Annotated in this window: 13 protein-coding genes and 1 tRNA gene; 6 read left to right on the plus strand and 8 right to left on the minus strand. The window is 41.8% G+C overall.

Annotated features, from left to right (window positions below; translation table 11 throughout):
* Nucleotides 1-3: 3 nt before the first annotated feature.
* Nucleotides 4-2,361, plus strand: coding sequence for a GH92 family glycosyl hydrolase (locus HMPREF9010_RS05890; protein ID WP_004305429.1), 2,358 nt, complete (start codon nucleotides 4-6; stop codon nucleotides 2,359-2,361).
* A 103-nt stretch (nucleotides 2,362-2,464) separates the two neighbouring features.
* Nucleotides 2,465-4,411: a glycoside hydrolase family 97 protein gene (locus tag HMPREF9010_RS05885; RefSeq protein WP_004305427.1), complete on the plus strand. Its 1,947-nt coding sequence runs from the start codon at nucleotides 2,465-2,467 to the stop codon at nucleotides 4,409-4,411.
* Between the two features lie 363 nt (nucleotides 4,412-4,774).
* Here HMPREF9010_RS05885 and HMPREF9010_RS05880 read toward each other — a convergent pair whose 3' ends face one another.
* The 4 genes from HMPREF9010_RS05880 to HMPREF9010_RS05865 form a co-directional block, all read right to left on the minus strand.
* Entirely contained in the window at nucleotides 4,775-5,569 is a 795-nt protein-coding gene (locus HMPREF9010_RS05880; RefSeq protein ID WP_004305425.1) for a LytR/AlgR family response regulator transcription factor, read from the minus strand.
* A 5-nt stretch (nucleotides 5,570-5,574) separates the two neighbouring features.
* Nucleotides 5,575-6,642, minus strand: coding sequence for a sensor histidine kinase (locus HMPREF9010_RS05875; protein WP_008650554.1), 1,068 nt, complete (start codon nucleotides 6,640-6,642; stop codon nucleotides 5,575-5,577).
* A gap of 70 nt (nucleotides 6,643-6,712) precedes the next feature.
* The gene (locus tag HMPREF9010_RS05870) at nucleotides 6,713-7,606 is read right to left on the minus strand and encodes an efflux RND transporter periplasmic adaptor subunit (protein ID WP_004305423.1); all 894 of its coding nucleotides are present in this window, start codon (nucleotides 7,604-7,606) and stop codon (nucleotides 6,713-6,715) included.
* A gap of 62 nt (nucleotides 7,607-7,668) precedes the next feature.
* Nucleotides 7,669-11,994 carry a CusA/CzcA family heavy metal efflux RND transporter gene (locus tag HMPREF9010_RS05865; RefSeq protein ID WP_004305421.1) on the minus strand — a complete coding sequence of 1,442 codons (4,326 nt, stop codon included), beginning with the start codon at nucleotides 11,992-11,994 and terminating at the stop codon, nucleotides 7,669-7,671.
* A 210-nt stretch (nucleotides 11,995-12,204) separates the two neighbouring features.
* On the opposite strand from HMPREF9010_RS05865, the gene HMPREF9010_RS05860 reads away from it, so the two are divergent.
* Nucleotides 12,205-12,747: a glutathione peroxidase gene (locus tag HMPREF9010_RS05860; RefSeq protein ID WP_004305419.1), complete on the plus strand. Its 543-nt coding sequence runs from the start codon at nucleotides 12,205-12,207 to the stop codon at nucleotides 12,745-12,747.
* Here HMPREF9010_RS05860 and HMPREF9010_RS05855 read toward each other — a convergent pair.
* From HMPREF9010_RS05855 to HMPREF9010_RS05845, 3 genes are all read right to left on the minus strand, one after another.
* Complete coding sequence (locus HMPREF9010_RS05855; protein WP_004305417.1) at nucleotides 12,725-13,243, minus strand: NUDIX hydrolase; 519 nt, start codon at nucleotides 13,241-13,243, stop codon at nucleotides 12,725-12,727. The genes HMPREF9010_RS05860 and HMPREF9010_RS05855 overlap by 23 nt on opposite strands.
* Before the next feature lie 44 nt (nucleotides 13,244-13,287).
* On the minus strand, nucleotides 13,288-14,508 hold the full coding sequence (locus HMPREF9010_RS05850; RefSeq protein ID WP_008650555.1) for an S-adenosylmethionine:tRNA ribosyltransferase-isomerase: 1,221 nt from the start codon (nucleotides 14,506-14,508) through the stop codon (nucleotides 13,288-13,290).
* A gap of 57 nt (nucleotides 14,509-14,565) precedes the next feature.
* Nucleotides 14,566-14,640 (minus strand) — tRNA-Pro (locus HMPREF9010_RS05845).
* Nucleotides 14,641-15,103: 463 nt separating this feature from the next.
* On the opposite strand from HMPREF9010_RS05845, the gene HMPREF9010_RS05840 reads away from it, so the two are divergent.
* Nucleotides 15,104-15,973: a helix-turn-helix domain-containing protein gene (locus tag HMPREF9010_RS05840; RefSeq protein WP_004301155.1), complete on the plus strand. Its 870-nt coding sequence runs from the start codon at nucleotides 15,104-15,106 to the stop codon at nucleotides 15,971-15,973.
* A gap of 112 nt (nucleotides 15,974-16,085) precedes the next feature.
* On the opposite strand, the gene aroB is transcribed toward HMPREF9010_RS05840, so the two are convergent.
* Complete coding sequence (gene aroB, locus HMPREF9010_RS05835) at nucleotides 16,086-17,147, minus strand: 3-dehydroquinate synthase (protein ID WP_004301156.1); 1,062 nt, start codon at nucleotides 17,145-17,147, stop codon at nucleotides 16,086-16,088.
* Between the two features lie 80 nt (nucleotides 17,148-17,227).
* On the opposite strand from aroB, the gene HMPREF9010_RS05830 reads away from it, so the two are divergent.
* Nucleotides 17,228-17,632, plus strand: coding sequence for a hypothetical protein (locus HMPREF9010_RS05830; protein ID WP_004305412.1), 405 nt, complete (start codon nucleotides 17,228-17,230; stop codon nucleotides 17,630-17,632).
* An 83-nt stretch (nucleotides 17,633-17,715) separates the two neighbouring features.
* Nucleotides 17,716-20,637: a TonB-dependent receptor gene (locus HMPREF9010_RS05825; RefSeq protein WP_008650560.1), complete on the plus strand. Its 2,922-nt coding sequence runs from the start codon at nucleotides 17,716-17,718 to the stop codon at nucleotides 20,635-20,637.
* Nucleotides 20,638-20,674: the final 37 nt, after the last annotated feature.

Consider the following 20,674-nt stretch of genomic DNA (forward strand, 5'->3'; position numbering starts at 1 on the left):
AATATGGTGAGTGTAATGGGTAAAAGAGGATTGTTTTTAGTATGGCTGTGCCTGGTGAGTATTTTGCCGGGCATGGCTCAAACCGAGAAACTGATTGATTATGTGAATCCATTTGTGGGAACAGATGGTTATGGTAATGTGTATCCGGGTGCGCAGATTCCTTTCGGGGGAATTCAGATGAGTCCGGACACGGATAGTAAATACTATGATGCGGCTTCCGGTTATAAATATAATCATTCCACCTTGTTGGGATTCAGCCTGACTCATTTAAGCGGGACTGGTATACCTGATTTGGGAGACTTTCTGTTTATTCCCGGAACAGGAGAGATGAAACTGGATCCAGGGACACGTGAGGAGCCGGAAAAAGGATACCGTTCACGTTATTCTCATGAAAAGGAATGGGCATCACCTAATTATTATGCGGTGGAACTGTCAGATTATGGAGTAAAGGCTGAAATGACGTCAGGGGTACGTAGTGGTATGTTTCGTTTCACCTATCCTCAATCGGATAAAGCTTTTATTATGATCGATATGAACCATACTTTATGGCAATCTTGTGAATGGGCAAATCTGCGCATGGAAAATGATTCTACCATCACCGGATATAAACTGGTGAAAGGTTGGGGACCGGAACGGCATATTTATTTCACGGCTACTTTCTCTAAAAAGTTGACCGGCTTGCGCTTTATGCAGAATAAGAAACCGGTGATTTACAATACCTCCCGGTTTCGTAGCAGCTATGAAGCTTGGGGAAAGAATCTGATGGCTTGCATCTCTTTTGATACGAAAGCCGGAGAGGAAGTGATTGTAAAAACTGCTATTTCATCGGTCAGCACAAACGGGGCAAAAAACAATATGGCGGAACTTGCTGGACTCACTTTCGATGATCTGAAAGCTAAAGGAGAAGCACTATGGGAAAAAGAACTTGGAAAATATACCCTTACTGCCGACCGTAAAACGAAAAGAACATTCTATACGTCGGCTTATCATGCGGCTTTGCATCCGTTCATCTTTCAGGATGCAGACGGGCAGTTTCGAGGATTAGATAAAAATATAGAGAAAGCCGAAGGATTTACCAACTATACGGTATTCTCTCTTTGGGATACCTACCGGGCTTTGCATCCCTGGTTTAATCTGGTGCAGCAGGAAGTGAATGCCGATATAGCCAATTCCATGCTGGCTCATTATGATAAAAGTGTGGAGAAAATGCTTCCTATCTGGTCGTTTTATGGAAATGAGACTTGGTGTATGATTGGTTATCATGCAGTTTCCGTATTGGCTGACATGATTGTGAAGGGAGTGAAAGGATTCGATTACGAACGTGCGTATGAGGCTATGAAGACCACGGCGATGAATCCGAATTATGACTGTTTGCCGGAATATCGTATGATGGGATATGTGCCTTTTGATAAAGAGGCGGAGTCAGTATCTAAAACATTGGAATATGCGTATGATGATTATTGCATGGCACAGGCTGCCAAGGCTTTGGGTAAAGAGGATGATTACCGTTATTTCTTGAATCGTGCACTCTCTTATCAGACTTTGATTGATCCGGAAACGAAGTATATGCGTGGCAAGGACAGTCAGGGAAACTGGCGTACACCGTTTACTCCGGTAGCTTATCAGGGACCCGGATCTGTAAATGGATGGGGGGATATTACGGAAGGATTTACTGTACAATATACCTGGTATGTACCACAAGATGTACAAGGATATATGAACGAAGCTGGCGAAGATTGGTTCCGCAACCGGTTGGATGAACTGTTCACGGTAGAGTTGCCGGATGACATTCCGGGAGCACATGATATTCAAGGCCGTATCGGAGCCTATTGGCATGGAAATGAACCTTGCCATCATGTAGCATATCTTTATAATTACTTGAAAGAACCTTGGAAATGTCAGAAGTGGGTCCGTACGATTGTTGACCGTTTCTATGGCGATACTCCGGATGCATTAAGTGGCAATGACGATTGCGGACAGATGTCAGCTTGGTATATGTTCAATTGCATTGGCTTTTACCCGGTGGCTCCTTCAAGCAATATGTATAACATCGGTTCTCCTTGCGTTGAGGCAATAACAGTTCGGATGAGCAACGGAAAAGTTATTGAAATGGTAGCAGATAATTGGTCGCCGAAGAATGTGTATGTAAAGGAATTGTATGTGAATGGCAAGAAGTATGACAAATCTTATTTGAAATATGAGGATATACGTGATGGCGTGAAACTACGTTTTGTCATGAGCAGTAAACCGAACTATAAGCGTGCGGTATCGGATGAAGCGGTAGCTCCTTCTTTGTCGTTGCCTGGAAAGACAATGAAATATCAGGTAAATTTGATGAAAACGGGTATATCAAACCAGTGAAAATAACTTTTGAAGGAGTATTACCCAGTCCGTTTGATAGTACGAAGTGATGTTTTTATTACATTTGCCATTGTAAAACGATTATTAATTAAATATCTAAATCATGAGAAGATATTTCCTGTTAGTTGTGTGTTTGTGCTTGGCATCACTACTTCGTGCACAGAATAAGTTAGAGTTAATTTCTCCCAATGGAGAGCTGAAAGTGTCCTTGAATCTCTCGGATAAAATCTATTATAGTATAGATTATAACGGAGATGTATTGTTGAAAGACAATTCCCTTCAGTTGACATTGAGGAATCAGGTGTTGGGACAAAATCCCAAACTGCGCCGTCAGAAACGTACGAGTGTCGACGAGCAATTAACTCCTATTGTTCCTTTGAAATATGCGAAAGTCAATAATCGTTATAATCAATTGCTACTGACCTTTAAAGATTATTCAGTAGAATTCCGTGCTTTTGACGATGGAGTTGCTTACCGGTTTATTACCTCACAAAAAGGTGATGTTGAAGTAATGAACGAAGAGTTTGCTATCAACTTCCCGTCGGATTATCTTCTTCACTTGCAACAACCGGGAGGCTTCCATACAGCTTATGAGGAACCTTACACACATGTTCAAAGTAATGCGTGGAAGCCTGAAGAACGGATAGCTGTTTTGCCGGTATTGATTGACACACAAAAAGACTATAAAATATTAATTAGCGAGTCGGATCTGGCTGATTATCCATGTATGTTTCTCAAAGGAACGGGGACGAACGGAGCAATCTCTGTTTTTCCTAAAGCTCCGCTTGCGTTTGCCGAAAACAGTGATCGTAGTGTGAAGATTACTCAAGAAGCTGATTACATTGCTAAAACAAAAGGTACGAGAAATTATCCTTGGCGTTACTTTGTGATAAGTAAAAATGATAAGCAGTTGATTGAGAACACAATGACTTATAAACTGGCTGAAAAGAATCAACTTCAGGATGTTTCATGGATTAAGCCGGGACAGGTGAGCTGGGAATGGTGGAATGACGCTTCTCCTTACGGACCGGATGTGAATTTTGTTTCCGGTTATAACTTGGATACTTATAAGTATTACATTGATTTTGCTTCTAAATTTGGTATTCCATATATCATTATGGATGAAGGTTGGGCTAAAAGTACGCGTGATCCTTATACGCCTAATCCCAAAGTAGACTTGCACGAGTTGATTCGTTATGGCAAAGAAAAAAATGTAGGGATTGTGCTTTGGTTGACATGGTTGACGGTAGAAAACAATTTTGATCTCTTCAAGACTTTCAATGAATGGGGAGTAAAAGGACTTAAGATTGATTTTATGGACAGAAGCGATCAGTGGATGGTCAACTTTTACGAACGGGTAGCCCGGGAAGCAGCCAAACATCATTTGTTTGTCGATTTTCATGGCTCTTTCAAACCTGCCGGACTGGAATATAAATATCCGAATGTGCTGTCTTACGAAGGAGTGCGTGGCATGGAACAAATGGGCGGTTGTTATCCGGATAATAGTCTGTATTTACCGTTTATGCGTAATGCTGTCGGTCCGATGGATTATACTCCCGGAGCGATGATTAGTATGCAGCCTAATGTGTATCGGTCGGAACGTCCTAATGCTGCAAGTATCGGAACACGTGCTTATCAGTTGGCACTCTTTGTGGTTTTTGAAAGTGGTCTGCAAATGTTGGCGGATAATCCTACTCTTTATTATCGTAATGAAGATTGTACCCGTTTCATCACACAAGTTCCCGTAACGTGGGACGAGACTGTGGCACTGGAAGCTAAAGCGGGTGAATATGTCGTTGTAGCAAAACGGAAAGGCGATAAGTGGTTTATAGGAGGAATGACTAACAATGGTGAAAAGGAACGTGAGTTTACCATAAAGTTAGATTTCTTGAATAAAGATCGCTCTTATCAAATGACATCTTTTGAGGATGGTATCAACGCAGGACGTCAGGCGATGGATTATCGTTGCAAGTCATCCCAGGTGAAAGCCGGAGAGCAGCTAGCTATAAAGATGGTTAGAAATGGTGGCTTTGCAGCTGTCATTGAATGATGGCACATATTCTAACTTTCCATACGTAAAAATGGAAATCATCTTTCAATCTATCACCATCCTTCTGAAACGTATTGTTCATCGAGCTTTCAGGGTGGTGATAGATTGTTCTCCACCTGTCACCTAATCATTCATCTATCACCGTCTGAAATGAACATGCCTGCATATAAATATAAGCTGGTATGTAAATAGAAGTTTCAACAGGGGATACCTTTGGTTTCAAGGCGGGAAACTGCAGTTTCATAGGCTTGAAACAAAGTGTTTTGCGGCTTGAAACTCTTTGTTTCAAGCGTTGAAACCAATCGTTTCACGGCACGAAACACTTTGTTTTGCTATTTGTTCTAAGAAGGCAATGCCTCGGAATCAACGCTTTCTCTTAGAGAACCACTCTTTAAACTCTGCTACTCGGGCTTTACTGACAAGTATTTTTTCTTTGATTCCTGAATAATACAAGTTGATGGACAGTCGGCTGTTGAACCATAAGTCAATATCTTTGATAGCTTCTCGCGAAATAAGATATTGGCGGTTAGCCCGAAAGAAAAGAGAAGGATTGAGACACTCCGTAAGTTCATCTAATGTTTGAGAAAAACAGTATTCGGTTTCATCGGTTAAGACTACCTTGACCTGACAGTCCTTAATATAAAACAATTGTATCATATCTACAGAAACGGGCAATAGTTTGTCTCCTTTGCTAGGAATAAGGAAATGACTTTTATAGTTTTCTTGCTTTTGGAGTGAATGTATCAGTTTCAGTAGCTCATTCTCCTGTTGTGGAAAAGGAAACTGGTGTTTGTCAGCAGCATCCTGTAAACCTTGGAGCTTATCGAAAGCGTGTTCTATGTCTTCCTTACCGATGGGTTTTAATAAGTAGTCGATGCTGTTTACTTTAAATGCGCGTAATGCATATTCATCATAGGCAGTTGTAAAGATAATCGGACAAGTAATATTGATATGATTGAATATCTCGAAGGCGGAACCATCCGCCAGGTGAATATCCATGAATACCAGTTCCGGCATCGGATGAGAACTGAACCATTCGATAGTGGAACTGATACTATCCAGTATGGTCACGATTTCTCCATTCGGTTTTATCTCATTAAGCAGTGAAGTCAGGTTTCGTACTGCTGCTTTTTCGTCTTCTATAATGACAATCTTCATGGTGATTATTGTTCTAGTTGTGGTTTTTCAATCAAAGGAATACAAACTGTAAACTCTCTGTCCTCCGTTATTTGTATATCCCGTTTAAACAAAAGCCTGTATCGCTTGGCAAGGTTGGCAAGTCCGATACCGGTTCCGGAAGTTGCAGTCCATTTGGGCTGAATGTCGTTGCTGATAGACAAATTGCCGTTATCGTCCGTCGTGATATGAATAGTCAACGGCTTCCGGTTGCTGATTTCGTTGTGCTTTACTGCATTCTCAATCAACACTTGCACCGCCATTGGAGGGAGGAGATATTCTTCGTAGGCATTGCTTATCTGTATGTCGAATTGTAGATTGTTCTCAAAACGCATCTTTAATAGAAATATATAAGCGGAAACAAATTCCATTTCTTCCCGGAGACTGACACATTGTGACTCATTACTTTGCAAAGTATACCTTAGTACCCGGGAGAGTTCCTGAATGTAATCCTGCGCTTTATCCTGATTTTCGCGTACCAGCGAACGCAGGGTATTCAGCGAGTTGAACAGCATGTGTGGGTTCAGCTGATTCTTCAGTACTTCATACTGATTGCGGAGATTCTCTGCCTGAAGCTGTTCGTTTTCAATAAGTACCAGTTGCTGCTTGAATATAAGATGAATGATGCAGCAGCTACTGGTGACGAGACATGCTACAATGAAATCCCGCAATGGATGCAAATAATGATGTACCATGGCATCGATGGCCGGAATATCAAACGTTCTGTGAAGGAAAACAAAAAACTGTCCTGACAAGTTACTCAATATCCATGTCACGATAAAGGAAAGCAAAATCTTTGTCCCTGTAATTTTAATGGACGCCTGATTGAAATGAAACAAACGGGTATTGATGGCAAAAAGTAACAATAACGACAGAAAGGTAAACAGTATTTCGTTTGCCACATCTATAAACTTCATCCCTGAGAATAAGGAATGGCTTTCGAAACGGTCGAAAAGAGATACTGATTCAGGAAAATGAATCAGTACAGCAACGGCCAAGGAGATGATGACTGTGGAAAGTATATACTTATCTTTTTTTATTGCTTTGGCTATCATACAACAAAGATAGTGGTAAATTATGAGTTACCGGTTATAAAATGTGAATGCTGTTGGCGCAGTTGGTCAATTATTGTTTCTGAATGTGTGCCGTGACATACATACCGGGGCGGAATTGCACATTTTCCTCCTTGATGGAAGCATATACCTCGAGCGAACGATTGGTTTCGTCCACTTTTTGTCCGATGGAAATCACGATGCCGTGAAAGGTTTGTGTTCCCATTCCGTTTACACGAAACTGTACCGGGCTGCCGACTTGTATGTCTGCGAGATCTTTCTCGTAAGTAGTCAGGCAAAGCATCGGGTTGCTTTTATCGATAAGTTCGCAAAGGGCTTCTCCCGGATTGATATATTTGCCGATGTTCATCGCTACATTAGCGGCATAACCACTAATGGGGGCTTTGACTTCCAGTAGCGGTTGTATTCCGTTCTTAAGTAATGCCTCCGTTTGAACGCCTAAAAGAGAAAGTTGTGCAGCAGCGGCGTCCTGGCGACTCTTCATGGAGAGAAAGTCTGCTTTACTTTGCTGGAATTTCTTTTGAGAAGCTGCTTGTTCGGCAGACAGATTTTTTTGCCGTTCGTATTCAGCTAAGAGATATTCGGTTTGTGCGTGACTGTCCAGATAAGTTTGTTGCAGGGTGATGAACTCCGGATTCTCTAACGTGGCGATTACACTGTTTGCAGCCACCCATTGCCCTGGAAGCAGAGAAGCTTTTTTTACAATGCCTCCCATGGTTAAAGCAATGGTTGCCTGACGTTGGGGAGGAAGAACGATTCGTCCGTTGAACGAAACCTGATTAGGTTTTGAGGTAGCTGAAGTGATGGCATCCACTTCGGGTTGTGCGATGGTATCCGCTATTGTTTCGGCAACGGGAATTGCGGCGGATTCGTTATTTGTAGTTTGCTGGTTTCCTTTGCAAGCCGTTAGAACTAGTAAAAGGATGGGATAAACTATCTTTTTCATATCTTATGTTTTATAATAATTATTCTGGGTGATGTATGTCATTCAATGTCTCGATCTTCCACCTACTTGAAAAGTTCATATTCCAGTGCAGCAATATTGTATTGGTAGACTGTTTCAATATAGCCTCTGCGGATCTCTCTGGCGGTGGTTATTGACTGTATATATTCGGCAATGCCTGTTTCGCTCTGCTGCAATTGCAGGTTGGCTGCCTTTGTCAGTTCGTCCGCTTCTTTCAAGGCCGATGAAGTATAATATCGTAAACTCTCGTTATATCTGCGGAGGGATACTTCCAGTTCGAATGTCTTGTTTCTTAACTCCCGGATGTTGGCGTCTGCCTGTATTTGCGCTGAAGCGGCAGTTAGGCGTGCCTGCTTCACTTTGCTCTTTTGTGGCAGGAAGTAGATGGGGAAAGAAACCCCGATCATCCAGGCATTCAGATTCTTAAGTGGGAGAATGTCCTGACGTGTATACCCCACACTGATTTCAGGAAAGAAATGACTTTGCTCTACACGGAGCATTGCTTTCGCTTCATCTGCCTGGCTTTGAAAGTAAGCAGTATGTGCTCCCGACAGGTTTCCATCCGAAATGCCGGTATAGAATAAAGATAAAGTGGAATCCACCGGAATAATGGGATCGTTGGAGTAGCAACTCCATTGGAAACGTGCCAATGCCATTTTCTCTTCTTCTTTTGCTTGGAACCAGCGGTTATGCAGATCGGCAGCTATGGTGGTCATCATATTTTTTTCTAGCAAGGTGATCTCTCCTTGTTGGTATCGTAATTCTCCGATGCGCTGCAGTTCTTCTGCCATTTTATCCTGATCCCGATACATTGAACAGAGATTAGTGGCATATTGATAGTAGGCCCACGCCCTTTTCACTTCTGCTGTGATTTCTTTTTCTACCATCTGCCGATAATAGGTGTTCGTTTTTACCTGACGGTTGACTAACGCATTCTTGTAGAATGGCGTTAGAAGGGAGCCCAGGCTTTGCTCGAAAGCCAGTTCCTTGTCTTTTTTGTTTTCTCCGTTAAGTTGACCCCAGGAATAGCTGAACGAGGTAGGCGTTGCTTCTATCACTTCTCCGCGAGTGGCTTTGGCTTGTTGAATAGCATTATTGGCTATTTTCAGGCGAGGATGATTTTGTTTGGCTATTTCTATCGCCTGTTCGAGACTGACTGTTTGTGTCTGTTGAGCGGAAACGAACGCGGGAAGAAACAAGAACAGGAGACACAATCCCCCGAAAGGCCGGCGCAGTTTGATTCCCGGACGTCTCCAGGTAGCAAATGAATTTACAATTTTGTAAAACACCGGAATGATGAGTAAAGTCAGTACGGTAGAAATAATCAAGCCACCGATGACCACTGTTGCCAACGGACGTTGTACTTCTGCGCCGGCTGAAGTGGCTATTGCCATCGGGACGAATCCCAGAGATGCAACCAGTCCTGTCAGGAATACAGGACGGAGCAAGTGTGGAGTCCCTCTTTTGATAATCTGGTTTGTAGTCATGGAATAGGTATTTTGTTTACGAAGTTCGTTGAAGTGATTTACCATCAGGATACCATTCAATACTGCTACCCCGAACAAAGCGATGAATCCTACTCCGGCCGATATGCTAAACGGAAGTCCGCGTAGCCAAAGTGCGGCGATACCACCGATGAGCGATAGGGGGACGGTTGAGAATACCATCAGGGTATAGGTGATGTTCTTGAATGCGAAGAACAGAATCAATAGAATGAGCATTAATGCTACGGGGATGACCACCAGTAAGGTATTGATGGCATTTTGCAAGTTTTCGAACTGGCCGCCGTATTCGAAGTAATATCCCGGCTTCAGTTTGATGTTCTTGTTCAGTGTCTCTTGAATATTGGCGACAACTTGCTGGATGTCTGCGTCACGCACATTGACACCGATGACGATGCGCCGTTTGGTTGCATCCCGGTTGATTTGCAGTGGCCCACTGACAAGGTCGATGCTTGCTACCTCTCCAACAGGGATTTGAATTCCTTCCGAAGTGCGTACAAATAACTTATCAAGATTCAAGTCGGCCACTTTCTCCTGGTCAAGCCGGACCACGAGATCGAATCTCCGTTCGTTTTCAAAGATTACACCTGTTGACTCTCCGGCATAGGCAGTTCGGATAATGGTGTTAAGCTCTTGTATGTTGATGCCGTAACGGGCTATTTTGCCACGGTTGTATTTCACTACCAATTGAGGTAATCCCATCGTCTGCTCAACGATGACATCCGCTGCTCCCGGCACTTTTTCTACAAAGGTAGCTGCTTCTTTGGCTCTTTCATATAATTCGTGCGTGTCTTCTCCATATAATTTGATGGCAATATCTGCTTTTGCTCCCGTCATCAGCTCGTTGAAGCGAAGTTGTATCGGTTGCGAGAAGTTGAATTCGGCACGTTCGGAGAGCGGAGCAAGTGCATCTTTCATTTTATCCACCATTTCTGCACGGTTTCCGGCACTTGTCCATTCTTTGAATGGTTTCATGATAATCATCACATCAGCATCTTCCACTGCCATCGGGTCAGTGGGAACTTCCGCCGTTCCTATTTTGGCTACCACGTGTTTGATTTCAGGGAATTTATCCATTAATGCTTTCTCTGCCAAGCGGGAAACTTCGATACTTTCGGTCAGCGAACTTCCTGCGGGTAGTGTCATTTGCATGGCAAAATCACCTTCGTCCAAAGTGGGAATGAACTCTGCTCCCAGGCGGGTAAAGAGAAAAAGTGAACCGATCAGCGCGGAGAAGGCTATGATGACGGTACGCCATTTGTAACGAAGACAGGCGCGCAGGGTATGCTGGTAGATCTTGTTCAGTTTCTCGAAGAAGCGGTCGGCAAGGGTGGGTTTCACAACAATGGTATGCTTCAGAAAGAGGGAGGCCATCATAGGAACATAAGTCAGTGAGAGAATTAAGGCTCCGATAATGCAGAACACAAGTGTTTTAGCCATGGGGGTGAAGTATTTCCCTTCAATCCCGTTCAATGTAAGGATGGGGAAGAAGACGATAAGGATAATCAACACTGCAAAAGTGGCCGAACGTGCAACGCCGGAAGCTCCTTTTTCCACTTCTTTGTCCATCTCTTTGCGGGTCAGTGTGCGGCCTCGGAATTGTTTTCCGTAAATGTGGGCGAGGATACCTTCCAATATAACGATAGAGCCATCTACTACAATACCAAAGTCAATGGCACCGAGACTCATTAGATTGGCGGTGACATTGAATACACGCATCATGATAAAAGCGAAAAGCATTGCCAGCGGGATGACGGATGCGACAATCAGTCCGGCACGGAGGTTGCCGAGGAAGAGGATGAGTACAAGGAAGACGATAACCGCTCCTTCAATCAGGTTGTTGACAACCGTAGAGATGTTCCGGTTTACCAGTTCCGAACGGTTCAAGTAAGGTTCTATACTGACTCCTTCGGGTAATAGCTGCTGTATTTTTTCTACCCGTTTTTCGAGTTCTTGAGTCACTACATTTGCGTTGGCACCTTTCAGCATCATGGCAATTCCGCCGACACACTCGCCCTCACCATCCTTGGTCATGGCACCGAAACGCTTTGGAGAACCGAAGCGGACAACTCCTACATCACTGATATGTACCGGAATCCCATTCCGGTTGGTCACTACAATCTGTTCAATATCCTTGATGCGGGTAATCATACCTTCCGACCGGATATAGTAGGCGTTCTTTATCTTCTCAATGTAGCTTCCGCCGGTATTTTGGTTGTTGCTGCTAAGTGCTTCGAACACCTCACCGATAGTGATATTCAAAGAAAACAGGGCGTCCGGATCGACGGCTACTTCATATTGTTTCAAGTAACCGCCGAAACTATTGATTTCTACTATACCGGGTATACCGGACAACTGACGTTTCACCATCCAATCTTGAATGGTGCGGAGCTCCATTGCGTCATATTTCTTCTCATATCCGGGAGCTACCTTCAATATATACTGGTAAATCTCTCCCAGACCGGTAGTGATGGGCATCATCTCCGGTGTTCCGAGCTCGGAGGGAATTTCGCTTGTTACGCTTTGTATTTGTTCATTTATCAGCTGCCGTGCATCGAGTGTGGGGACACTTTCTTTAAAAACGACCGTTACGACCGATAGCCCGAAGCGGCTGACAGAACGGATATCTTCGACATTCATAATATTGCTCATCGCTATTTCGATAGGCATAGTGATGAGTTGTTCCACCTCTTGTGGCGCGAGTGTAGGAGATACGGTCACTATTTGTACCTGATTATTGGTAATGTCGGGCACGGCATCAATAGGTAGTGTCAGCATCGCATAGATACCTCCGATAAACAGGAAGAGAGTAGTGAGTCCTACAAATAGTTTCTTCTTGATTGAAAAACGTACAATAGCTGTAAACATGATTTTCGTTGTATTATTATTTCACAGTACAAAATTACTGCCTATCTTCATCCGTTATCACTAAGAATAAATGAAGCGGAAAGATTGTGGGGTGAAGTGACGGATTGGGGAATTGAAAGATGTAAAATCATAGTTCTTGTTTCACTGCTGAACAAACATTTCTTTCAGTTTACTCGTTTAATATAAAAACAAACTAAATGTATATTCAACATGAAAACATTCGTCTTGATGATGGTAAGCCTGTTGTTTGCAATTTCTTCGGAAGCGCAAAACAAGTCTTTTTATGATTTTACAGTGAAAACTATTGATGGTAAGGACTTTCCTCTTTCTTCACTGAAAGGTAAGAAAGTGCTGGTAGTCAACGTGGCATCTAAGTGTGGGCTGACGCCCCAGTATGCTCAACTGGAAAAACTATATGAGAAATATAAAGAAAAAGACTTTGTTGTTATCGGTTTTCCGGCGAATAACTTTATGGGACAAGAACCGGGTAGTAATGAGGAAATAGCCAAGTTCTGTTCTTTGAACTATGATGTTACTTTTCCGATGATGGCTAAGATTTCCGTTAAAGGAAAAGATATGGCTCCTCTTTACCAATGGTTGACGGAGAAAAAACAGAATGGGAAAGAAAATGCACCGGTTCAGTGGAACTTTCAGAAGTTTATGATTGATGAGAACGGACATTGGGCGGGAGTTGTGTCTCCGAAAGAAAGTCCGTTCTCTGAAAAGATTATTACTTGGATAGAGAAGGAATAAGAGAGACTTTTTTCAGCTCTTCTTCGAAGTTGGGAGTGAAGATTCCTTTACCCAGATTTTCTTTTATTTCTTCGATCTTCCAAAATCGTCCACCGTCCAGTTCGTCGCTGGGATGGATTTCTTCCTCATAAACGGTTTTGTGGACAAAAACAAGCTCTTTTTCACGGCTGGATTCAAAAATATAACTGGTGAGAAGCTCGGGAGTGAGGTCTGTGATGCCTAATTCTTCACGGACTTCTCTCTTTAGGGCGATTTCTACGCTTTCGCCCAAATCAATATGTCCGCCCACAGCCGTATCCCATTTTCCCGGTTGAATGTCTTTCCATTCGGGTCGTTTCTGTAAATAGATGTCTCCTTGGGCATTGAATACGTGAAGGTGAACTACCGGATGAAGCAGTTTGCTACCGCTGTGGCATTCTCCGCGAGTGGCGGCTCCGGTGATATTTCCCTGTTCGTCTACGATAGGGAACATTTCTTGGTTATTATCGCTTGGCATGGTGTCTTTTATATTGCGTAAAATCTTTCGGAGAGGAGAATATCTTATGGTATTAATAAAGAAGAATCTCCATAACTTAGGAACCGGAAATCATGCGCCAGTGCATAATCATAAATAGTGCGCCAATTCCCTTTTACAAAAGCTGAAACCAAAAGCAGCAAGGTACTTTGCGGCTGATGGAAATTAGTAACCATCGCTTTCACTATTTTATAATTGTATCCCGGTGCTATGATAATCTGTGTACTGGTGTGAAGGGTTTCCAAACCATTCCTGTCGAGATATCCCAATATCTTTTGCAGCGCAACAACGGGAGGAATCTGGTCGTACTTTTCATAAGGCTGCCATTGTTTGACACGTAGTTCTTCTTCCGTAGCATACGGATTTTCAGCCAATGTAACTCCAATGTGATACAGGCTTTCCAGAGTCCGTACAGAAGTAGTCCCTACTGCAATAGCACAACCGTCGTGGTCAATCAGTTTTTTGATGGTACTCCGATTGACCGATATATATTCCGTGTGCATCTCGTGACCTTCGATTTCTTCACTTTTTACAGGTTTGAATGTGCCTGCTCCTACATGTAGAGTTAATTCTTCAAGATCGATCCCTTTTTCTTGAAGAGCATCCAATACTCGTGGAGTAAAATGTAATCCCGCCGTAGGCGCAGCTACCGAACCTTTAATCTTAGAATAAACAGTCTGATAAGTCTCCTTGTCACTTTCTTCCGTATCCCGGTTTAAGTAAGGAGGAATAGGAAGTTCTCCGAATACTTCAAGGATATCGGCAAACGTCACTTCCGGATTATCCCATGCAAAATCTACCCAATGGCTGGTTCCTTTACATTCTCCTCGGGTAGCGGTCAGAGTAATAGGGAATCCTTTGACGGTCATTTCGCGTTTCAACTGTCCGTCTTTCCATTTCTTCAGATTGCCGATCATGCAAAGCCAGGCGGCATGTGCTGTCTGTTGGAAATTTAAGACATAATCGTTTGGCTGGATCGGTTCAAGACAAAACACTTCGATCAGTGCTCCCGTCTCTTTTCGAAAATGGAGGCGTGCCTGAATGACTTTTGTATTATTGAATATCATCAGGCTGCCTTGTGGCAGATATTCCGGCAAAGACGTGAAAACATCTTCACTAACTTCTCCACGACGGTATATTAAGAGTTTGGACTGGTCGCGGGTAGGCAACGGGAATTTAGCAATACGTTCATCCAAAAGAGGATAACTGTATTCACTGATATGGATATGTCTAGGATCTTCTTTCATTGTTTTCTAAAATAAAAAGAGGTTAGAACCCATTCGGTTTCTAACCTCTTTAACCAGTCGGGGTGACTGGATTCGAACCAGCGACCACACGCCCCCCAGACGCGTACTCTAACCGGGCTGAGCTACACCCCGAATTGCGGATGCAAAAGTACAGATTAATTTTTAATTAGCAAATAATCCGTTGATTTTTCTAGTATGAATTGTGCCGATTTATAGCTATTATTCTGATTATTAGTCTTTCTTGTGAACATACAAATCTTTATTTCAATGAGTTAGTAGTTTTTTTGATTGCCTCTTATGTGATATAAAAGTACATTTCTTTAATTTTGCTTGAATTAGAAAACAATCTGCTTATTTTTCATTTGAAAGCATTAATCCTTTTCCTGTCCTAAAAACACTATAAAAAACAGGTCAGTCTATAATAAAACGAAATAGGAAAATGATAAATGAACTAACAATCAGATAGTTTGTTTATAAATTAATGCAAATAAAAGGTGTTTGACTTCCTTAGTATGATACTATATTTCCATTTTTGGTGCGTGGTAAATTAGGAAGTTATACATTTGTAAAAAGACTTAGTTTAGAAAGGTGTTAAATGTTAGACATTAAAAATAGAGAGACATTAGAGATATACGTCCTGGGTGACGATTTTAAATTTTATCAAAATCTGAAGTATCTTCCTTTGACTTCTTATCCTTCTAATAATCAATCAGCTTTGATTATATATTGTTTAGGTGGAAAGGCCAAAATTACAGTGCATGAAGATGTACATTGGATACAACCGGAGGAATTGATTATATTATTACCCGGACAATTTGTCTCATTTAGTGAGCCAAGTGAAGATTTCTCGACCGTTACGATGGTTATATCTACTTCACTGTTTAGTGATGCGTTAAGTGGTGTGCCCAGATTTTCTCCGCATTTCTTTTTCTACATGCGGACTCATTACTGGTATCCGCAGTCAGAACGAGATATTCCCCGGATATATAATTATCTGGGTATGATAAAAGATAAAGTTACCTCTCAAGATATATATAGACGGGAGCTGATTATTCATTTGTTGAGGTATCTGTATCTGGAACTGTTCAATGCTTATCAAAAGGAATCTACCTTGATGACTGCCCGCAGGGATACCCGTAAAGAAGAGTTGGCTAATAAATTCTTTGGGCTTATCATGAAGCATTTTAAGGAGAATAAGGATGTGGCTTTTTATGCGGATAAACTGTGTATTACTTCCAAATACCTGACTATGGTAATTAAGGAGACAAGCGGGAAGTCTGCCAAAGACTGGATTGTTGAATACATCATATTAGAAATCAAGGCTTTGCTGAAAAATACCAGCCTGAACATTCAGGAAATAGCGATTAAAACGAACTTTGCGAATCAATCGTCGCTTGGACGTTTTTTTAGAAAGCATACAGGAATGTCGCTTTCACAATATCGAATGAGTAACTTAGAACAATAGTGCGGACAATTGCCTCACAATAGGCAATAATATCTATAGGGATTGGGAAGAGAAAGGGAATGAAGTCTATTTCATTCCCTTTTATTATGCGGTATATCTGATGTAGGATGGATTAAATTCCCATACATTCGCGATAGAAGTCGAGCATTTCGAAGATAGTGTCCTTATCGGCAGTCTGATTGATGCAAATGTCTCCAATATCTTTTAGTAATGTGAAATTGATAGTGCCTGAAGTATTCTTTTTATCATGCGTCATAAATGCATACAGTTGGTCATATTTTTTGCAGTCGAAAGTAAATATGCCATAATTATCCTTGATAAACTGGATCGTTTGCCGCATTTTCTCTTTCGGGAAACCTACTTTGAGATGAGAAAGATACAGTTCGCACACAATTCCCCAAGCTACTGCATATCCATGTAATACAGGACGGTTTTCTGCCAGTGCCATACTTTCGAACGCATGTCCTACGGTGTGTCCCAGATTTAATGCTTTGCGGATTCCATGTTCGAAGGGATCCTGTTCTACAATATCTTCTTTCACTTGTACCGATTGGCCTACCAATTGTTTGAGAGCTGCATAATCAATACTAGAGGAATCGAAATTGAGCAATTCTGCCCAATGTGCCGTATTGCTAATCAAACCATGCTTCAACATTTCAGCATATCCGGAGAAGAAATTGTGTGTGTCCAATGTGCGTAGGAATTCAGTTTCAATCAATACACTGTTTGCCGGAGCGAAAGCACCGATTTCATTTTTCAGTCCGTTGAAGTTGATTCCTGTTTTACCCCCCACTGATGCGTCCACCATGGCGAGCAGGGTGGTTGGTATATTGATATAGGAAATGCCCCGTTTGAATGTAGCTGCGGCAAAACCTCCGAGATCTGTCACCATCCCTCCTCCAAGATTGATAAGTAAAGAGTGGCGGGTAGCCCCTTGAGTGCTTAATGCCATCCAGACGGAAGCGAGTGTTTCCAGAGTTTTATGCACATCTTCTGCTCCGATACAGATTTCTACAGCATCTTTCAACAGACCCGATTCCTTTAGAGAGGGGAGACAAAGACGCTGGGTATGCTCGTCTGTAAGGACGAATAATTTGTCATGCGGACATAGCTCAATGGCACGACCGAGGCTCGTTTCCAAGCTTTCGCAGAGAATAACTTCTTGTTTACTCATGATTCTTTTGCTTTTTTACTCTGCAAATGTATATAAAATATCTTTTTTTACTTACTTTTGTCTCATTAAAACGTTTAATCATGAAAGCATTATTACCTGTATATTGTCGTCCTTTAGGATATGTTGTCTTGTTGGTAGCTCTGTTTATCCCTTTTATTTTGGTGATGCAGGGAGTAGTAACTGATACTAACTTGCTGTTTTATAAAGAATGTACAAAGTTGTTGATGATGGCAGGATGCTTGTTAATAATCTTTGCATTGAGTAAGAATGAAAGCCGTGAAACGGAGCAAATCCGGAATTCGGCTGTTCGTAATGCTATCTTTTTGACATTCTTGTTCGTCTTTGGTGGTATGTTGTGGCGTGTTATGCAAGGAGATGTGATAAACGTCGATACTTCCTCTTTCCTTACTTTTCTGGTTTTTAATGTGCTTTGTCTGGAGTTTGGTCTGAAAAAAGCGCTTGTTGATCGATTCTTTAAAAGATAATTTTCTTTTCAATTAAACCTTTTGCGATTCGATTTGTCAAAAAGACATTGTTATTGCTACTAATATAATCGTAAATAAGGTAAATGAAAAGATTTTCAGCAGGGTTGGTGCTGATGTTGCTATGCACCTTCTCAATTTTTGCACAGAATAAGGTTATTACCGTTTCGGGACGTGTGGTGGAATCCGATACTAAAGAGCCCGCAGCGCAGGCTACAGTTCAATTGCTATCATTACCTGATAGTGCTTATGCCGCCGGTATAGCCAGTAGTAACCAGGGATGGTTTACTCTCCCCAAAGTAAAAGCCGGAAAATATGTGTTGAAAGTTTCCTATATTGGATTCCGAACCAAGCTCGTACCGGTACAATTATCTGCTAACGCCACTGATAAAAAATTGGGAACCATTACATTGGACCCTGATGCTGTCATGCTGAAGGAAGCGGTGATTACTGCCGAAGCTCCGCAGGTGGTCGTGAAAGAAGATACGCTGGAATATAACTCAACAGCTTACCGTACTCCCGAAGGGGCGATGCTCGAAGAGTTGGTGAAGAAACTTCCGGGAGCAGAAATAGACGATGACGGTAACGTCAAAATCAATGGTAAAGAAGTAAAGAAGATTATGGTGGATGGTAAAGAGTTCTTTGGCGGTGATGTGAAAACCGGATTGAAGAACTTACCGGTCAACATGATCGACAAACTGAAGACGTACGATAAAAAGTCTGATTTGGCACGTGTTACCGGAATAGATGACGGAGAAGAAGAAACTGTTCTTGACCTGAAAGTGAAGAAAGGTATGAATCAAGGTTGGTTTGGTAATGCAAGTGTTGCCGGTGGTACAGAAGATCGTTACGGAAGCAACTTGATGTTGAATCGTTTTGTCGATAATAGCCAATTCTCTTTAATCGGTTCTGCTAATAATGTGAACGATCAGGGATTCTCCGGTGGAGGTGGCGGACCTCGTTTCCGGAACAGCAATGGTTTGACTGCTACCAGGATGTTAGGGGCTAACTTTGCTACCCAGACTGAAAAATTGGAACTGGGAGGTAGTGCCCGTTATAATTTCAGTGATCGGGATGCAACATCTACAAACTACTCGGAACGTTTCCTGCAAAATGGAAATTCTTATTCAAATTCGAACAGTAAAGGCCGCAATAAGAATACGAACTTTAATGCAGACTTTCGGTTGGAGTGGAAACCGGACACATTGACAAATATCATTTTCCGTCCGAACGTTTCTTATGGAAAGTCTAATAGTTATTCTATTTCCGAATCGGGAACTTTTAATGGAGATCCATTTAATTTGGTGTCTAATCCTAATGAGTTTTTGAATAAGATTTTCTGGGGAAGTACGGATGATCCTTTAGAAGCTATTCGTGTCAACGCCAGTAATAGTGAATCAAAATCTGAAGGGCAGAATCTCTCTGCAAATGCTTCTTTGCAAGTGAATCGTAGATTGAATAATCAGGGACGAAACATCACTTTCCGTGGTACATTTAGTTATGGAGATAATGACAGCGAACAGTTTAGTGAATCATTGACGCGTTATTTTGATGATAATGCAAAAAAAGAAGATGATGAGCGTAAACAATATACTACTTCTCCAACCAAAAATTATGATTATACTGCCGAACTGACCTATAGCGAACCGATTGCGAGAGCTACCTTCTTACAGTTCCGCTATAAATTTCAATATAAATATAGTGAAAGTGACAGAAGTACATACAGCTTGATTCCTGATGCCGATAAAGGACAGGATTGGTTTTGGAATTTTGGTGATGGTCTGCCTGTAGGATATGAAGAGAATAAAGATAGAGATTTGAGTAAGTATGCTCAATATAAATATTATAACCATGATATTAATGCAGGACTAAATATTATCCGCGAGAAATATAGATTGAACTTTGGAGTATCTTTGCAACCGCAGAACACCAGATTGGATTATAAGAAAGCCGAAGTAGATACTGTAGTAAAAAGAAATGTGTTCAATTTTGCTCCTAACGTTGATTTTCGTTACAGATTTTCTAAAGTCAGCCAGTTGCGCTTTACCTATCGGGGACGTGCAAGCCAGCCGAGTATGGAAAATTTGCTTGATGTAACTGATGACTCTAATCCGTTGAATATCCGTAAGGGTAATCCGGGATTGAAACCTTCTTTCTCTCATTCTATGCGTTTGTTTTATAATACTTATAATGCAGATAAACAGCGTGGCATGATGGCTCATGTAAACTTGAATATGACTCAAAATAGCATTACTAATGCCACTACTTATAATCAGAGTACTGGTGGAGTGACTGTTAAACCGGAGAATATCAACGGAAACTGGAATGCGATGGGAATGTTTGGATTCAATACAGCATTGAGAGACAAGCGGTTTACCATAAATTCTTTCTCCCGTGCTAATTATACCAATGCAGTTTCTTATCTTTTTAATGACGATACTAAAATAAATGACAAGAACACTAGTACGACACTGACTTTCGGAGAGAATCTGAATGGAACTTTCCGTAACGACTGGTTTGAATTTACCTTGAATGGTTCAATCAACTATAACTTTGAGCGAAATCAACTGCGTCCGGAAAACAATCAAGAACCCTATACATTTGGTTATGGTGCAAGTACTAATATCTCTTTACCTTGGAGTATGACGTTGTCTACCAATATCACTAATAACGCTCGTCGTGGTTATCGTGATGCCAGTATGAATAAGAATGAACTTATTTGGAATGCACAGATTGCCCAAAACTTCCTGAAAGGCAATGCCGCAACCATCAGTTTTGAAGTATATGATATTCTGCGGCAGCAATCTAATATCAGCCGTTCGTTAACAGCCGATATGCGTTCTGTTTCTGAATATAACGGAATTAATAGCTACTGCATGCTTCGTTTCTCTTATCGTCTGAATGTTTTTGGAAATAAAGAAGCTCGCGGCAATATGCGTCATGGCGGTTTTGATGGTGGTGGGCCTCGTGCCCCGCGTGGTGGCTTTGGAGGTGGCAGACCACACTAAAGCAGAGTAATAAGTTTAAATAAAAACAAGAAGTCCC

The sequence above is a fragment of the Bacteroides sp. 3_1_23 genome (assembly GCF_000162555.1).
Taxonomy (GTDB): domain Bacteria; phylum Bacteroidota; class Bacteroidia; order Bacteroidales; family Bacteroidaceae; genus Bacteroides; species Bacteroides ovatus.

Bases quoted from the DNA above. Each gene is read 5' to 3' on its own strand.
- HMPREF9010_RS05890 (WP_004305429.1), top strand. From the start codon at position 4: ATGGTGAGTGTAATGGGTAAAAGAGGATTGTTTTTAGTATGGCTGTGC.
- HMPREF9010_RS05885 (WP_004305427.1), top strand. From the start codon at position 2,465: ATGAGAAGATATTTCCTGTTAGTTGTGTGTTTGTGCTTGGCATCACTA.
- HMPREF9010_RS05880 (WP_004305425.1), bottom strand. From the start codon at position 5,569: ATGAAGATTGTCATTATAGAAGACGAAAAAGCAGCAGTACGAAACCTG.
- HMPREF9010_RS05875 (WP_008650554.1), bottom strand. From the start codon at position 6,642: ATGATAGCCAAAGCAATAAAAAAAGATAAGTATATACTTTCCACAGTC.
- HMPREF9010_RS05870 (WP_004305423.1), bottom strand. From the start codon at position 7,606: ATGAAAAAGATAGTTTATCCCATCCTTTTACTAGTTCTAACGGCTTGC.
- HMPREF9010_RS05865 (WP_004305421.1), bottom strand. From the start codon at position 11,994: ATGTTTACAGCTATTGTACGTTTTTCAATCAAGAAGAAACTATTTGTA.
- HMPREF9010_RS05860 (WP_004305419.1), top strand. From the start codon at position 12,205: ATGAAAACATTCGTCTTGATGATGGTAAGCCTGTTGTTTGCAATTTCT.
- HMPREF9010_RS05855 (WP_004305417.1), bottom strand. From the start codon at position 13,243: ATGCCAAGCGATAATAACCAAGAAATGTTCCCTATCGTAGACGAACAG.
- HMPREF9010_RS05850 (WP_008650555.1), bottom strand. From the start codon at position 14,508: ATGAAAGAAGATCCTAGACATATCCATATCAGTGAATACAGTTATCCT.
- HMPREF9010_RS05840 (WP_004301155.1), top strand. From the start codon at position 15,104: ATGTTAGACATTAAAAATAGAGAGACATTAGAGATATACGTCCTGGGT.
- aroB (WP_004301156.1), bottom strand. From the start codon at position 17,147: ATGAGTAAACAAGAAGTTATTCTCTGCGAAAGCTTGGAAACGAGCCTC.
- HMPREF9010_RS05830 (WP_004305412.1), top strand. From the start codon at position 17,228: ATGAAAGCATTATTACCTGTATATTGTCGTCCTTTAGGATATGTTGTC.
- HMPREF9010_RS05825 (WP_008650560.1), top strand. From the start codon at position 17,716: ATGAAAAGATTTTCAGCAGGGTTGGTGCTGATGTTGCTATGCACCTTC.